This is a genomic window from Phytoactinopolyspora mesophila (genome assembly GCF_010122465.1).
Taxonomy (GTDB): Bacteria; Actinomycetota; Actinomycetes; order Jiangellales; family Jiangellaceae; genus Phytoactinopolyspora; species Phytoactinopolyspora mesophila.
The window spans coordinates 249846-263858 of record NZ_WLZY01000008.1 but is presented as its reverse complement, the minus strand read 5'-3'; the positions used below and the strand labels follow the sequence as shown (position 1 = coordinate 263858).

Here is a 14013-nt window from a genome sequence, read left to right as displayed (position 1 = left end):
GTGTCCCCGGCGGCCTAGTTCGCGTGCAGCGCGGCGTTCAGGCCGCCCCAGTCTCCGGAGCGCGCAAGCGCCTCGATGGTCCCCGTGACGCTGTTTCGGCGGTACAGCAGGCCCTGCTGGCCGCTGAGCTCGCGCGCTTTGACGACCCGGCTGTCCGGCAGGCTGACCTTGGTGCCCGCGGTGATGTAGCAGCCCGCCTCGACGATGCAGCCGTCGCCCAGCGAGATGCCCACTCCGGCGTTCGCGCCCAGCAGGCACCCCTTGCCGATCGAGATCATCTCGGTGCCTCCACCGGACAGGGTGCCCATGATGGATGCTCCGCCGCCGATGTCCGAACCGTCGTCGACCACCACTCCCGCGGAGATCCGGCCTTCGACCATGGACGCGCCGAGGGTGCCGGCGTTGAAATTGACGAAGCCTTCGTGCATCACGGTGGTGCCGGGTGCGAGATGTGCGCCCAGACGGACGCGGTCGGCATCAGCGATACGAACCCCGGTCGGCACCACGTAGTCGACCATGCGGGGGAACTTGTCGACGCCGTACACCGTCACGCCGCCACGCCGCCGCAGGTTCAGCCTGGCGGTCTCGAAGTCTTCGACGGCGCACGGACCGTGGTTGGTCCACACGACGTTCGCCAGCGTCCCGAAAAGACCTTCCAGGTTCAGTTCTCGCGGCCGGACGAGCCGGTGCGACAGCAGATGCAGCCGCAGGTATGCGTCAGCGCCATCAGACGGCGGTTTGTCCAGGTCAATCGCGGTGCGGACAACTCGCTGCCGGACCCGGCGGTCGGAGTCGTCCCCCTCGAGACTCCGGAGGTCGATGAGGGGATCGGAACCCATAGGCGGTTTGCCCAGAGCGGGCGACGGGTACCAAACATCCAGGATTGTGCCGTCATGGGTTGTGGTTGTGAGTCCGAAACCCCAGGCGAGACGTTCGTCGGGCATACACCCCAGCCTAGTCGGATAGGCGGCGCCACCGTTGCCGTGGGTAGCGGCGTACCAAGGTGGCCGGCCTTTTCGACGTCGGCGCTTGTGTCAGGCAAACGCCGTCCAAGGTTGGGCGGAGGGAGTAGGAATGCGTATGAGACTCAGCTCGCGTACCCGACGGATGACAGCAGGAGCTTTTGGTGCGGCCGCATTGTTGGTCGCACCGTTCATGTCCGGGGCGGCTATATCGGCCGACGACGCCGAGCCGACCGGGCCGCTGGCCAGTGAGATGGCCGGCTTGCTCGAACTCCAGCCGGGCGGTGTGCAGGTATCGGACAACGCGATGGCATGGGATGACGGCGCCACGGTCGTGGTCTGGCCGGACCCTGGTGAGAAACGGGCGCCCTCGGGGTTGGGCAGCAACGTGCGCACCGACGTCGTGGAGCACCTGGGGCTGGAGGGCTCCAATTCGGCAGACTTCTCGCCCATGGGTGTCTACACGTCGTGCCCATCGGCCTACTACTGCTTCTACACGAGCTCGAACTACGACGGCACGCGTTACCAGTTCTCCAGCACCTGCTCCGGCTACGCATCGAGCTGGGGCTTCAACAACCAGACATCCTCCTGGGTCAACCGCTCCGGCAGCCGGAAGATCATCTATACCTATGTCAGCAACGGTGGCAGTCTGCTGTGGCACCAGCCGCACCCGGGCCAGAGCTCATACGTCGGGTCGAGCAACAACAACCGGATGAGCTACTGGCGCTGCTCACACACCTGATGCAGGTTGTCCCATGATCAAGTCTCATTGTGCGGGGCCGCAGACGACGAGCGAGACAGGGCGATCGTGGAGGCGACCGCAGCAGCTACCCAGACCAGCGGCCCTGACAGTCCGCCGACCGGATCGACGTGGCCGGGAACGACCATGAACGCCACGAACGCCGTGTCGATCACGCCGAGTGTGAGCAGGTTGAGCCAGTAGCCGAAGCGGTCGTTCACCCGGTTGAGGACCAGTCCGACCGCGATCGCCTGCGCGCCGAACACCGAAGCACACACGAAGAACATCAGGCTCTCGGACTCCAGCTCGCCCGACGGCAGGCCGCCGCTGAGCGCGCGGGCCACCATGGAGACCCCCAGGCCCAGGTGGAGCATGCCCCACAGGACATAAGCGGTCGCGCCTGCGAGGGCCCAGCGGCACGGGCGGACAGGGGCGATCTGAGCGGCAGTATAATTCACGGGGTGAATAATACGCGACGTGAAACAAGTGGGTCGAACGGCCGGACGCGAGCCGAGGAGGCCGCGCTACGGGCGACCCGCCGCCTGCACGCGGCTACCGAGGCGCTGTTCGACGCCGCCGCCGAGCAATACGGCATCAACCGTAACGACCTGCGCTGTCTGGAGATCCTCGAACGCGAGGGCCCGACCCGGCCCAGTTCACTCGCCGAAACCAGCGGCTTGAGCCCCGCCGCCATCACCAAGATCCTCGACCGGCTCGAACGAGCCGGTTACATCACCCGCACCGAGGGCCCCGACCGACGCGCCCGCACGATCGCCACCTCCGACCGCCACCGCCGCAGGCGCCGCGAGATCTGGGAACCGGTGGCCGAGGCGGCCACAGCCGCCCTGGCTGGGAGAGACTCCGAACAGATCGAGGCCCTGACCGAACTCCTCGACGATCTGGCCGAAGCCAACGGGGAAAGCGCCCGCCGCCTACGCGGCGCCTGACACGAGCTCTCCGGTCGGCGGGGATCGGTCAGTGGAACAGCGTGTAGTCGATGACGGCGGGCGCAGCGACATCGACGTGCGCGACGTCCCCGGTGAGCACCTGTTCGTAGCCGAGGATGTGGCCGTCGTCCGGGTCGATCAGCAGGATGAACCGGAGCGGCCAGCCAGAGTCGGTGCTGTTGGTCGCGATCGCGACGGCCTCGCGCCCGGCGCGGTCCGTGGTCTGACCCAGAGTGACGACATCGGCCCGCTCGGCCAGCAGTTCCAGCAGTCCGGCTTGGACCTCACCGCTGGGAACCTGTTCATTGCGGAGCTGGTGAATGGCGAGGAACAAGGCGCCGGTGTCGTGTCGCGCGTCGGGCTGCTCGGTCGCGAGCGTCTCCTGCAGCAGTGCTGGCTCCGTGGGTAGGTCCGCCGGATAGGTCAGGTGATACTGCCCGGGCGGCAGGATCTCGTCCCTGAGCACCGCGCCGTGCGGGCCGGGCCGGCCTTCGTCGTCCCACGCCCGGCGGTACGCGTCGTTGGGGAACTGCGGCTCACCGCCGACCTCGCGGACCGACACGCTGCCGTCGTCGAGACGGGTCATCTCCCGCTGAACCGGGATGATCGCGGTGGTCACTGTGGTGGTGGCCGGGCTGGCTGGGCCCTCTTGGCCGGCCGCGCCTTCGGTATCGGCGCCCGCGCCCTCGTCGCCGGCCGCGGCGTTGCCGCCGTCGGCGGTGATCGCGAGAGACCAGCGTTCGGTGCGGATCGTGTCGTCACCGCTCGTGGACGGCGTGCCCGCCGCCCGCCCGGCGAGGTCGCGGAGCACGTCGGCAGCGGGTTCCCCGGTGCTGGTCTCGTGGCCCACCAGCGTGGGTGTGGCGGCATGTGCGACGCCCGCATCCGGGCGCAACACCCCGGCCAGGCCCAACGACACGACCATCAGGACGACCGCGGTGGCGGTGGCCAGCCCCAGGCGAATGACAGGGAGGCTGGGACGTTTCCGCGGCCGCCGGCTCCGGTTTCCCCGGAGTTCGGCCTCGTGCGTCTCACGCACCACCGATTCGAGCAGGCGGCGCACAGCGTGTTCACGATCAGGAGGAAAGCCGTCCGGCGGCGACTCGAACGAGTTGAGCCGAAGCATCGTCGAACTCATGCCTTACGTTGCCTCCCTAGGTGGCCTGGCGGATACCGCCGGTCGCGGATGTGCCCGGCCGTTGTGAGAGTTCTCCATCAGCCGGCGCAGATGTTCGTGCGCCCGGGCGAGTCTGGAGCGGGCTGTCCCCACCGGAATGCCGAGTGCGATGGCAGCCTCGGCGGTGGTGCGCTCGCCCCAGACACACAGCGCCAGGACTTCTTGCTCACGGTGTGGCAACCGCCGAAAGACCTGCAGGATTTCTTTCATCTGCTTCTCGGTCTCGGCGCGTGCGGCCTGGCTGGCCCCTTGATCACTTTCGATGACCGCTGGTGGCAGCTTGGCGAGAAGCTTGCGATGCCGGCGTACCGCTCGCGTGCTGTGCCGGGCCACGTGTGAGGCGATGCCCAGCAGCCAGGGTACGAGAGTCCCGGGCTTGCCGTTGGGCTCATGCCGGCGGCGCCACGCCTCCAGGAACACGACGGTGGTGAGGTCTTCGGCGGTGTGCCAGCTGGCTGTGAGGCGGAAACAGAATGAGTACACGGTGCCGGCGTGCCGGGTGAACAGATCGCCGAAAGCGGCGGGATCGCCTAGACGCGCACGCGTCCACAGCTGCTCGTCGCTGGGATCGTGCGCGGTCATCCCGTGCTCGACCACACTCATCGATAGTAATGTCCCATTCTTTCCTATCAGATGCCAGCCGTACGCGGAGCCGACAGACCTCGGGTGAGGAACTCCGCAGCTGGTCAGGTGAGTGCCGGGCGCGTCAGTCGCGTTCGCCGATGGGGGCTCCGGTCCACGTCCAGCCGTTGGCTTGAACCCGGCCCGGCAGCCTGATCCGGCCGTGCGCCCACAGCAGGACCTGCCAGGGGTCGTCGTCGGCGATCGCGGTGCGGGGGAACAACCGGGCGAGAACTCTGCTGGCCAGGCCGGGCTCGACGTGGAATGACACCCCGAGGCCGTGCGCGACGTCGTTGCCGTGGACGAGAAGCTCGGCCACACCCATCGCGGCGAAGCCTTCGGGATCTGCCATCCCGCTGGGATGATAAGCGCGGACATCCTCGGGTGTGCTGCGGCAGACCGCCGCCAGCAAGCCGGCGGCGACCCGCACCACCCGCAGCAGACCCGCGGGCGAGGCCGACTCCTTCACCCGCACCACGAAAGGGACGTAGTCCGTCTCGGCCCGGTCGGCGAGCTGGCCGGTGTAACTGATCAGGCAATCGCACACGTGCGCCAGCGTGGCCCAGCACGACCAGCTGAGCCCGCCCGCGGACAGAGACCAATCGGCTTCAACGCTGCCGGCCAGTGCGTCGATGACAATTGTGCCCGCAAGCTCGACGTCCTCGGGCGTTACTGGTGCTGGATCAAGGCGCATTCCGGTAGTCAACCAGAACGCCGCTCCCGCGTGAATGTCAGCGGCGGCAGAGCTTAGGGTGGCCGGGTGAGCACACGATTGGACCTGGACCTCCCGGTTTCCGAGCTGACCGCGGTGATCTGTGACATCGCCTCCGTCAGTGGTGACGAACAAGTGCTCGCCGATGCCGTCGAGCGAGCGCTGCGTGAGTGCCCGCACCTCGAGGTCGACCGCGAGGGCGACACCGTGCTCGCCCGGACCATGACGGCCCCGCACAACGCCGGCGCGGTCATAGTCGCCGGTCATCTCGACACCGTGCCGGTCGCGGGCAATCTTCCGGTGACCCGTGACGGCGAGTTCTTGTGGGGCCGTGGCACCGTCGACATGAAAGGCGGCGTCGCCGTCATGTTGCGACTGGCCGCCCATATCCCCGAGCCTCGCCGGGACGTCACCTATGTGTTCTACGACAACGAAGAGGTGGCGGCGGACCTCAACGGCCTGGGCCGGATCAGCCGGAACCGCCCTGAGTTGCTTCGAGGCGACTTCGCGGTGCTGATGGAGCCCACAGCGGCAGCGGTCGAAGGCGGATGCAACGGAACCCTGCGCGTTGAAGTCACCGTCCGGGGCACTGCTGCACACAGCGCCCGGTGGTGGAAGGGCAGCAATGCCATCCACGACGTCGCGCCGGTCCTCGAACGGCTCCGGGCATACGTCCCCGCCGAGGTCGAGGTCGACGGCCTGGTCTACCGCGAGGGCCTCAACGCGGTCGGTATCGAAGGCGGCATCGCCGGCAATGTCATACCGGACCGATGTGTGGTGGCGGTGAACTACCGCTTCGCACCGGACAAGTCCGAACAGCAGGCGCTGGCCCATGTCAGTGAGGTGTTCGAAGGCTTCGAGCTGAAGCTGGCCGACACCGCACCCGCCGCCAGGCCGGGCCTCGGCGAGCCCGCGGCTGCCGCGTTCGTCGAGGCCGTCGGCGGCGATGTGCGAGCCAAAGAAGGCTGGACCGACGTCGCCCGCTTCTCCGCGCTCGGGATTCCCGCGGTCAACTACGGACCCGGGGACCCGTTGCTCGCGCATGCCGACGACGAACGGGTCGATCTCAGAGAGATCCGGGTGTGCGAGGAACGGATGCGTGCGTGGCTGGCCGGGTGATCCCCGCTAATCTGGCGGCGTGAACCACAACGAAAAGCCAGAACGGCCGGGCGAGCGGCACCACGGTCCGGTGACGCTCCGCGGAGCCCAGGTACAGCCCGGCACCACTGATCAGCGGCTGCTCGACAGCCGGGGACCAGGTGATTGGGTACACACTGATCCGTGGCGCGTGTTGCGCATTCAGTCCGAGTTCGTCGAAGGATTCAGCGCGCTCGCTGAGCTCGGCCCCGCGATCAGCGTTTTCGGATCGGCTCGCACGCCGACGGACGACCCGTTCTATCAGTCGGCGGTAGAGCTGGGCGAACGGCTGGTGGGCGCTGGCTTCGGGGTGATCACCGGTGGCGGCCCGGGAATCATGGAAGCGGCCAACAAAGGCGCGAGTCAGGCCGGCGGCGTGTCGGTCGGTCTTGGAATCGAGCTGCCTTTCGAGCAAGGCCTCAACGAGTACGTCGACCTCGGTATCGACTTCCGCTACTTCTTCGCGCGAAAGACCATGTTCGTCAAGTACGCCCAGGGTTTCGTCGTGTTCCCGGGTGGGTTCGGCACGCTCGACGAGCTCTTCGAGTCGCTCACCCTGGTCCAGACCGGCAAGGTCACCACCTTCCCGATCGTGCTGGTCGGCACGTCGTACTGGAGCGGGCTCATGGATTGGCTACGCGGGACGCTGGCCGCCGAGAAGAAGATCTCCTCGGCCGATCTCGAGCTGGTCACCCTGACCGACGATCTCGACGAGGTGCTCGACGTGCTGAACCGCGCGGGCGAGACCCGCCGGGCCCAGGAACGCGAGGCCGTCGCGAGAACCCCGGGAGCGGCCGAGTAAAGCCCACCCTCCCGGTCCGGGAGGCTAGCGCGCTGAGCCCGCGGTCGCGTCGACGACCACCGTCGCCGTCAGTGAGTGGCCGGTTCCCAAGCCCCGCTGTTCGTCCATCTCGGCCTGTAGCAGGTCAGCGGCCAGGGCAGCTGGGTCGTCGCCGGCTACCTCACCCGTGGCCGGAACCGCCTCCTCGAGGAGCTTGTTCCATCGTGCGGCCAGCACGTGAAAGAAGCCGAGGATCTCGTCGGGCGCTCCCACCGTCGGCGGATCGAAGGCGAGATCGGCGGGGGCAACCGTCGACGATCCGCGGGCCAGGTCGTTGACGAGTGTCCGGTAGGGCGGAATCGAGGGGTTGAACGCCCGGGTGGCGGTATGCCGGCCCACGAGGATGGAGCGATCGGTGAAACTCACGTCGACGCGCGGCACGGCCGCGCGCTGGGCCGCCTCGGCGATCGCCGAGTTCAGGGCCGGCCGATCGTAGAACGTCATCGGTTGTTCGAGACGCTCGCTGGTGTCCTCGAGAAACGTCATCGCGTAGTTCCACCGGCTGGTGTCCCAGTTCGGGGTCCACTCGATGGAGTACCGCCCGAGGACGTCTACGACGATCACGGCGCGACGGCCGGCGTCGACGATCCGCGTCATCATTGCGCTCAGTACGGTGATCATTTCATCCGGCGTCAGATGCGAGTACGGAACACCGCAGGAGAGATACAGGTCGATATCGCCGGGCGGTAGGTCGTCGCGCATGTCGCCGGCGCGGAAGGTCGTGCCCGGAACGTCGTGCAGGGTGGCAGCGGTCTCCACCATGTCCGGATCGGCATCCAGCCCGGTGTATTCGAGCTGACGCCCGGCGATCACCGGTGTGAGGTCGCCATGGGGCTGGGTCAGTAACGCGAGGCCGTCGCCGAGCCCGCAGCCGAGGTCGAGAACCCGCAGTGCCTGCCCCGCCGGGAGCCGGAGGTGATCGACGGCCTCGGCGAAGACACGATGGGACACCACCTCCTCCATCAGCGTCTTGACGGGATCACGTCGCCGTGGTGACAGGTAATGTGCGCGCGCCTCGCGGTAGCGAATCGTGTCTCTGGTCACACGGGGACCCTTTCAATGCCGCAGCGATGGAGTGGGAGAACAGCGAGGATGCCTCACTGTTTCACCAGATAACGTAGCAACAGGGTGTTTCCCTCTGCGAGCAGCGACGTGAGTTCCAACGCCGCTGGTTCGATTCCGGCACCGACAGCGATCCGGTCGGCAGCGCCGGATACCAGAAGCGGGGAGACGGTCAGTCGTAGCTCGTCCACCATCCCGGCGGCCAGCAGTGAGCCGAACAGACGCGGGCCGCCTTCGCAGTCGATGCGGCCGAGCCCGCGCTTCACCAGATGGTCGACGGCGCCGGCCACGTCCACCGTGTCGGTTCCGGCTACGACCACCTCGGCGCCGGCCGCGGTCCACGCGTCGCGAATCGACTTCGGTGCGGCGGAACACGTCAGCACTAGGGTCGGCACCGCCGCTTCGGTGATCACCGGTGCGTCGGGCGGTAGGGAGCGGCCCGTCGTCACCACAGCGATCGGCGGGATCTCGCTCAGCCCGTGGCGGCGCCGACGCTCGGCGGTCTTCTCGTCCGGATGCACACCCCGGAACACCTCGATGGTCGCGGTGCCGGCGCCGAGAAGCACCACGTCGGCGAGATCGCTACCGAGCTGGTAAACCTGCCGATCCGCGGGATTGGACAGGCCGGCGGAACGGCCGTCGATCTCGACGGCGCCGTCAGCGCTGGACACGTAGTTGACCGCGAGCCACTTCGGGTCGGCCGGATACCGGTAGAGCTGCTCGAGTTCGAGGTCGTCGACGACGCGGGTGCCGGTCAGAGGCCAGATGTAGTGCATCAGTCCAGCCACCGCTCGGGTCGCGCCGGCGGCCGAGTGCCATTGATGCTGGCCACCATCTCTACCGTGTGCCGGGTCTCGCGTACCTGGTGGGCGCGGAACATCGAGGCCCCCGCCTGCGCCGCGAGCGCCGTGGCCGCGAGGGTCCCGACAACACGATCGTCGAGCGGCACGTCGAGCGTCTCGCTGACGAAGTTCTTGTTGGATATCGCGATCAGGACTGGCCAACCGGTCTCGACCAGCGAGTCCACCCGGCGCAGTACCGCCAGGCTGTGCAGGGTGTGCTTCGTGAAATCGATGGCGGGATCGATCAGGATGCCCTCTCGCGGCACGCCGCGGGCCGCGGCCTTCTCCGCCAGTGCTGCGGTGTCTTCCACCACCGCTGCCACGACGTCGTCGTACTCGGGCCGCACCGGATCGGTGCGGGGGGGCAAACCGTCGGTGTGTGCGCACACGTAGCCGGCTCCGTACTGCGCGGCGACGTCCAGCATGGCGGGATCGGCGGCCGCCCACGTGTCGTTGAGAAGATCCGCACCGGCCCGGCAGGCGCGATCAGCGACCTCGTGACGGTAGGTGTCGACACTGATGACCAGATCAGGGTAAGTCTCGCGGGTCCATTCGAGAGTCGGCAGGATCCGGCCGATCTCCTCGTCGACGCTGACCTCCGGACCCGGACTGGCCGGGACCCCGCCGATGTCGACGACGTCGGCGCCGTCGGCGACGGCCTGGGCGATCGCCTCGCGGGCCAGCTGCTCGTCGAACGTGGCGCCGTGATCGTAGAACGAGTCGGGCGTCCGGTTGACAATAGCCATGATCAACGCCCGGTCCCGGACGAGGTGTCGGCCACGGAACACGAGGTCGACGCGCCCGGACGCTACTGAATTCACACGTGCCACCCTTCACATCGGCGTTGACGACGGCCCCGAGGACCATCGTCCTCAAGATACCGAACGGATGCGAACCCGCAGCTGAACCACGACACCGGATGCGAGCCCAGCGCATGCCACCGGCCTCGGCCCGGGTGCGGGCGACCACCCCTGGCATGTTCTCTGATGCGCACGTGGCACGATCTGCCTCATGTACGTCCTCTTCGCCGTGCTGATTGCCGCCGTGGTGTTCATGGTGGTCGCGCTCACCCTGGGCCGTGGCCAACTGCTGGAGGACGAGCCACCCGTCGTTGTCGGACCGGAGCTCGGCGAGCAGCCGCTCACCGCTGACGACCTGGCCGGCCTGCGCTTTGCCGTGGTGGCTCGGGGCTACCGGATGAACCAGGTGGACGACGTGCTGGCCCGGGTCCGGGCCGAACTCGCCGAGCGCGACGCGCGCATCGCCGAACTCGAGGATACGGTGCGACGCTGGGGTGCGCCGGAGATGGTGCGCCGTCCGCGGCCGGTGTGGGACGAGGACGGCTGAGGGGTTCAGCCGCCACGCGCGACGCAGTCGGCCAGGTGATCGTTGACCAGGCCCGCGGCCTGCATGGTGGCATAGGCGGTAGTGGGCCCGACGAACACGAAGCCACGCTTTTTGAGGGCTTTGGCCAGTGCCGTGGACTCCGGGGTGATAGCGGGCACGTCGGCCAGCGTGCGTGGTGCCGGGCGCCCGTCCGGCTCGGGCGCGAACGACCACACCAGGTGGTGCAGGGCGTCGCCGCCATCGGAGGCCTGCAACCGGAGCAACGCCCGGGCATTGGTCACCGCCGCGTGGATCTTGGCGCGGTTGCGCACTATCGAGGTGTCGGCCAGGAGCCGCTCGACGTCGGCCTCGTCGAACCGGGCCACCTCGGCGGGATCGAATCCGGCGAATGCGCGCCGGAATCCGGACCGCTTGCGCAGAATGGTCAGCCACGACAACCCTGACTGGAATCCTTCGAGAGTGAGCCGCTCATACAGCGCGGAGTCGCCGTGGACCGGGCGGCCCCATTCGTCGTCGTGATAGGCGATGTAGTCCGGTGTGCTCAACGCCCACGGGCAGCGCAGTTTGCCGTCGGGCCCGGGCCTGGCCTCGTTTTCCACGCTCACCGTCGTCTCATCGTCCGTCGAAGGTCGGCTTCTGCTTGGCCAGGAACGCTTCGACGGCGTTGCGGTGATCGTGTGTCTCTCCGGTGAGCTGCATCATCTCGGCCTCGTACTCGAGGGACTCATCCAGCGTGTGGGTGGCCGAACGGTTCAGGGCCCGCCGCAGCGCCGCATACGCCACCGTCGGCCCGGCCGCGAGCTGGACAGCCAGCTCCTGTGCCCGGCTCAGGACCTCGTCGGCGGCCACCACCTCGGTGGCCAGGCCGATCGCTTGCGCCTCGTCGGCCTTCACGGTACGGGGGAGAAGGAGGAGTTCGTGTGCCTTCGCCCAGCCCACCAGCCGGGGTAGCGTCCACGACGAACCCGTGTCACACGAGAGTCCGATACCGGCGAAGGCCAGGTTGAATCCGGCGGTATCGGCGACGATCCGAAGGTCACACGCGAACGCATACGAGGCACCGGCACCAGCGGCGACCCCGTTGACGGCGGCGATCACCGGTTTGGGCATGCTCATGAGTGTGCGTACCGTCGCGTTGTAGTGCTCCCGCACGGTGTCGCCGAGACCGGAGCCGCCCTCGCGCAGTTCGCCGGCATGTTCGACAAGGTCTTGTCCCACGCAGAAGGCACGGCCGGAGCCGGCGAGCACAACGGCGCGCACTCCGGGGTCGTCCGCGGCACGCCGGACGTGGTCGCGCAGCGCGACCTTGGTGGCCGTATCGAGGCTGTTCATGGCGTCGGGCCGATTGAAGGTGATGGTGGCGACGTCCTCGTCGATCTCATGGCTCACCGGATCGGTCACGGCATGGCTCCTCTCGTCGAGGCCCGCTCGGGCCTGTTTCGTGCCGCCCTCGTAGTTCGATCACTTCCCATCCTGCCTGGTGTTGTTCTCCTAGAGTTGACCGCGGTCTCCCCGCATCGGAGTTGATGCGGGATAATGACTGTGATCGTGACGTGCACGTGTCTCGTCTCCTGACAGAAAAGGAGATGTCGTGCACGCCTGACAGGAAGGAGTGCGCGGATGGCGGCGATGAAGCCGCGGACTGGCGACGGGCCGCTCGAGGTCACGAAGGAGGGGCGCGGCATAGTCATGCGTGTACCTCTAGAGGGCGGAGGTCGTCTCGTCGTCGAGATCTCGCTCGACGAGGCTCACGCGCTCAGCGATGCGCTGAAGGACGTCACCGGGTAGGACCAGGCCTGGATGCGGTCGCACCCGATGACATAGACAATTCCACGCGCCCCGTCCGGTGTGACTCACACCGGACGGGGCCGTACTGTGCCCTTTATGGGAGGCATTGTGCTGGACGAGAATCCCGTGCGGCCCACTGCGGTCGAAGTGGCTGCGGAAGGGCTCCTCGACGTTGCCGCGGAGGTTGTGGCGGTACCCGTCTGGCCCGCTGATACCGCTGCCGAGGCGGTCCAGGCACCTGCCTCGGGCGCGGATCCCGATGACGGCGCTGGCGGTTCCGGCCCGTGGATCGGACCGGGCGGGGCCGAGCTTGTCGACGCGCTCGGGCTCGATCCCCTGTGGCTGATGGAGCGTGAGAACGCATCGGGCAGGGCCGGCGAGATCGTGTCCATACCCATCTTTGATGAAGGTCGGGGAGCGAGCAGCGCCGACGGCGAGACAGACGTGACCCGGGTGCTGCTGGTCGGACTGGGGGACGGATCCCCGGCGTCGTATCGCAAGGCCGGGGCCGCGCTGGCCCGCGCGGTCCGTGGCGTGAACCGCCTGTCCACCACGGTCGCGGCCGGCGCTGAGGACGACTCATGCGTGCGGGCATTCGTCGAAGGCGTCGTACTGGCGACGTTCAGCCTCGGTACCTTTCGCAGCAAACCGGGCAAGCCGCCACTGATCACACTCGTGCTGGCGGGGCTCGGCGAACCAGCGTCCGAAACGGTCCGCAAGGCCACCACCGTGGCATCTGCCAGCTGGTACGCACGCGAGCTGGTGCATATGCCGTCCAACGTGAAAGACCCGGCCTGGCTGGCTGAGCGTGCCGAGGAGATCGGCCATGCCCATGGCATGGATGTGTACGTCCGGGACGAGAAGAAGCTGGCCGCCGAAGGTTTCGGTGGTCTGGTAGCCGTCGGCATGGGCTCCTCCCGGCCGCCGCGGCTGATCGCCCTGCGCTATGAGCCACCTGGCGCACCGGCTGACGTGCCGCATGTGGTGCTGGCCGGCAAGGGGATCACGTTCGACTCCGGCGGATTGTCCCTGAAGAAGTCCGATCCGATGGCCACCATGAAGACTGACATGTCCGGTGCCGCGGTGGTGATGGGTGTGCTCTCCGCGGTGCGCGAACTCGGCGTGGCGGTCCGGGTCACCGGGCTGGTCGCCGCGGCCGAGAACATGCCCGGACGTTCTGCCCAGCGTCCCAGCGACGTGATCATGCAGTACGACGGCACCACCGTGGAGGTGCTCAACACCGACGCCGAGGGCCGTCTGGTGCTGGCGGATGCGATCGCCTACGCCGTGGCCGAACTCGAACCGTCCGTCGTCGTCGACGTCGCCACCCTCACCGGCGCCGCGGCGACGGCACTCGGCCGGTCACACGCGGCGCTGTACTCCACCGACGACACCCTTGCCGACGACCTGCTCCGGGCCGGTGAGGAGTCAGGTGAACGGATGTGGCGGCTGCCGCTGGTCGACGATTACCGGCAGGCGCTGAAGTCGGAGGTCGCCGACATCGGGCACATCGATACGGCGAAGATGGGCGGCGGCTCCATCATCGGCGCGCTCTTCCTGGAGCGCTTTGCCAAAGACGTGCCCTGGGCACATCTGGACATCGCCGGTGTCGGCCGGGCGGATAAGAACCGGGCCGAGCTGGTGAAGGGCGGCACCGCATTCGGCGTCCGCGCCTTGCTGACCTGGCTCGAATCCCACCCGGCTAAATGATCATGTTTGGTGGGTTTTCTCGTGCGTCACCATGCCTGCAGGCCTTTTGACGCGCGAGCACTCCTGGTGAGGTACGTCGGCATTGGATGCCGACGGAACGACGACGTCGTGTCGATGACCAGGTAGCT

At 67.8% G+C, this 14013-nt stretch carries 17 protein-coding genes; 7 read left to right on the top strand and 10 right to left on the bottom strand.

Translation table 11 applies throughout. From position 1 onward, the window contains the following. Positions 1-14: 14 nt before the first annotated feature. Entirely contained in the window at positions 15-944 is a 930-nt protein-coding gene (gene dapD, locus F7O44_RS22095) for a 2,3,4,5-tetrahydropyridine-2,6-dicarboxylate N-succinyltransferase (RefSeq protein ID WP_162452445.1), read from the bottom strand. A gap of 130 nt (positions 945-1074) precedes the next feature. Here dapD and F7O44_RS22090 point away from each other — a divergent pair, with 130 nt between their 5' ends. After that, the gene (locus F7O44_RS22090; RefSeq protein WP_162452444.1) at positions 1075-1704 is read left to right on the top strand and encodes a peptidase inhibitor family I36 protein; all 630 of its coding nucleotides are present in this window, start codon (positions 1075-1077) and stop codon (positions 1702-1704) included. 17 nt (positions 1705-1721) lie between these two features. Here the strand turns inward: F7O44_RS22090 and F7O44_RS22085 are convergent, their stop codons facing one another. Then, the gene (locus F7O44_RS22085; protein ID WP_222851590.1) at positions 1722-2159 is read right to left on the bottom strand and encodes a hypothetical protein; all 438 of its coding nucleotides are present in this window, start codon (positions 2157-2159) and stop codon (positions 1722-1724) included. A gap of 3 nt (positions 2160-2162) precedes the next feature. Here F7O44_RS22085 and F7O44_RS22080 point away from each other — a divergent pair, with 3 nt between their 5' ends. Beyond that, a complete protein-coding gene (locus F7O44_RS22080) occupies positions 2163-2648 on the top strand; it encodes a MarR family transcriptional regulator (protein WP_162452443.1) in 486 nt (161 codons plus the stop codon). A 28-nt stretch (positions 2649-2676) separates the two neighbouring features. On the opposite strand, the gene F7O44_RS22075 is transcribed toward F7O44_RS22080, so the two are convergent. The 3 genes from F7O44_RS22075 to F7O44_RS22065 all read right to left on the bottom strand — a co-directional run bounded on the left by F7O44_RS22075 (position 2677) and on the right by F7O44_RS22065 (position 5140). Beyond that, the gene (locus tag F7O44_RS22075; protein WP_162452442.1) at positions 2677-3786 is read right to left on the bottom strand and encodes a hypothetical protein; all 1110 of its coding nucleotides are present in this window, start codon (positions 3784-3786) and stop codon (positions 2677-2679) included. A 3-nt stretch (positions 3787-3789) separates the two neighbouring features. Then, positions 3790-4428, bottom strand: coding sequence for an RNA polymerase sigma factor (locus F7O44_RS22070; RefSeq protein WP_162452441.1), 639 nt, complete (start codon positions 4426-4428; stop codon positions 3790-3792). A gap of 103 nt (positions 4429-4531) precedes the next feature. After that, positions 4532-5140 (bottom strand): hypothetical protein, encoded by a 609-nt coding sequence (locus F7O44_RS22065; RefSeq protein WP_162452440.1) that lies wholly within the window; start codon positions 5138-5140, stop codon positions 4532-4534. A 66-nt stretch (positions 5141-5206) separates the two neighbouring features. Between F7O44_RS22065 and dapE the strand changes: the two genes are divergently transcribed. Both dapE and F7O44_RS22055 read left to right on the top strand, forming a co-directional pair. Further along, positions 5207-6277 (top strand): succinyl-diaminopimelate desuccinylase, encoded by a 1071-nt coding sequence (dapE, locus tag F7O44_RS22060; protein WP_162452439.1) that lies wholly within the window; start codon positions 5207-5209, stop codon positions 6275-6277. Between the two features lie 19 nt (positions 6278-6296). Continuing rightward, positions 6297-7097: a TIGR00730 family Rossman fold protein gene (locus F7O44_RS22055; RefSeq protein ID WP_162452438.1), complete on the top strand. Its 801-nt coding sequence runs from the start codon at positions 6297-6299 to the stop codon at positions 7095-7097. Positions 7098-7121: 24 nt separating this feature from the next. Here the strand turns inward: F7O44_RS22055 and F7O44_RS22050 are convergent, their stop codons facing one another. Genes F7O44_RS22050 through folP form a run of 3 tightly spaced genes read right to left on the bottom strand, consistent with a single transcriptional unit; the run spans position 7122 to position 9786 of the window. Then, positions 7122-8180 (bottom strand): methyltransferase domain-containing protein, encoded by a 1059-nt coding sequence (locus F7O44_RS22050; RefSeq protein WP_162452437.1) that lies wholly within the window; start codon positions 8178-8180, stop codon positions 7122-7124. Between the two features lie 53 nt (positions 8181-8233). Further along, positions 8234-8974 carry a pyrimidine reductase family protein gene (locus F7O44_RS22045; RefSeq protein ID WP_162452436.1) on the bottom strand — a complete coding sequence of 247 codons (741 nt, stop codon included), beginning with the start codon at positions 8972-8974 and terminating at the stop codon, positions 8234-8236. Then, complete coding sequence (folP, locus tag F7O44_RS22040) at positions 8974-9786, bottom strand: dihydropteroate synthase (protein ID WP_162452567.1); 813 nt, start codon at positions 9784-9786, stop codon at positions 8974-8976. Before folP ends, F7O44_RS22045 begins: the two co-directional genes overlap by 1 nt. Positions 9787-10051: 265 nt before the next feature. Between folP and F7O44_RS22035 the strand changes: the two genes are divergently transcribed. Next, positions 10052-10387, top strand: a complete 336-nt coding sequence (locus tag F7O44_RS22035; protein ID WP_162452435.1) for a DivIVA domain-containing protein — start codon at positions 10052-10054, stop codon at positions 10385-10387. A 5-nt stretch (positions 10388-10392) separates the two neighbouring features. Here F7O44_RS22035 and F7O44_RS22030 read toward each other — a convergent pair whose 3' ends face one another. Continuing rightward, entirely contained in the window at positions 10393-10992 is a 600-nt protein-coding gene (locus F7O44_RS22030) for a DNA-3-methyladenine glycosylase I (protein WP_425501414.1), read from the bottom strand. 7 nt (positions 10993-10999) lie between these two features. Next, positions 11000-11788, bottom strand: a complete 789-nt coding sequence (locus F7O44_RS22025) for an enoyl-CoA hydratase-related protein (protein ID WP_162452434.1) — start codon at positions 11786-11788, stop codon at positions 11000-11002. Between the two features lie 219 nt (positions 11789-12007). Here F7O44_RS22025 and F7O44_RS22020 point away from each other — a divergent pair, with 219 nt between their 5' ends. Both F7O44_RS22020 and F7O44_RS22015 read left to right on the top strand, forming a co-directional pair. After that, complete coding sequence (locus F7O44_RS22020) at positions 12008-12175, top strand: DUF3117 domain-containing protein (RefSeq protein WP_162452433.1); 168 nt, start codon at positions 12008-12010, stop codon at positions 12173-12175. A gap of 96 nt (positions 12176-12271) precedes the next feature. Continuing rightward, positions 12272-13885 (top strand): leucyl aminopeptidase family protein, encoded by a 1614-nt coding sequence (locus F7O44_RS22015; RefSeq protein ID WP_162452432.1) that lies wholly within the window; start codon positions 12272-12274, stop codon positions 13883-13885. The last annotated feature ends 128 nt before the right edge of the window (positions 13886-14013 follow it).

Coding starts and splice junctions, on each gene's coding strand:
- dapD (WP_162452445.1), bottom strand. CDS start 944: ATGCCCGACGAACGTCTCGCCTGGGGTTTCGGACTCACAACCACAACC.
- F7O44_RS22090 (WP_162452444.1), top strand. CDS start 1,075: ATGCGTATGAGACTCAGCTCGCGTACCCGACGGATGACAGCAGGAGCT.
- F7O44_RS22075 (WP_162452442.1), bottom strand. CDS start 3,786: ATGAGTTCGACGATGCTTCGGCTCAACTCGTTCGAGTCGCCGCCGGAC.
- F7O44_RS22070 (WP_162452441.1), bottom strand. CDS start 4,428: ATGAGTGTGGTCGAGCACGGGATGACCGCGCACGATCCCAGCGACGAG.
- F7O44_RS22065 (WP_162452440.1), bottom strand. CDS start 5,140: ATGCGCCTTGATCCAGCACCAGTAACGCCCGAGGACGTCGAGCTTGCG.
- F7O44_RS22045 (WP_162452436.1), bottom strand. CDS start 8,974: ATGCACTACATCTGGCCTCTGACCGGCACCCGCGTCGTCGACGACCTC.
- folP (WP_162452567.1), bottom strand. CDS start 9,786: ATGGCTATTGTCAACCGGACGCCCGACTCGTTCTACGATCACGGCGCC.
- F7O44_RS22035 (WP_162452435.1), top strand. CDS start 10,052: ATGTACGTCCTCTTCGCCGTGCTGATTGCCGCCGTGGTGTTCATGGTG.
- F7O44_RS22020 (WP_162452433.1), top strand. CDS start 12,008: ATGGCGGCGATGAAGCCGCGGACTGGCGACGGGCCGCTCGAGGTCACG.
- F7O44_RS22015 (WP_162452432.1), top strand. CDS start 12,272: ATGGGAGGCATTGTGCTGGACGAGAATCCCGTGCGGCCCACTGCGGTC.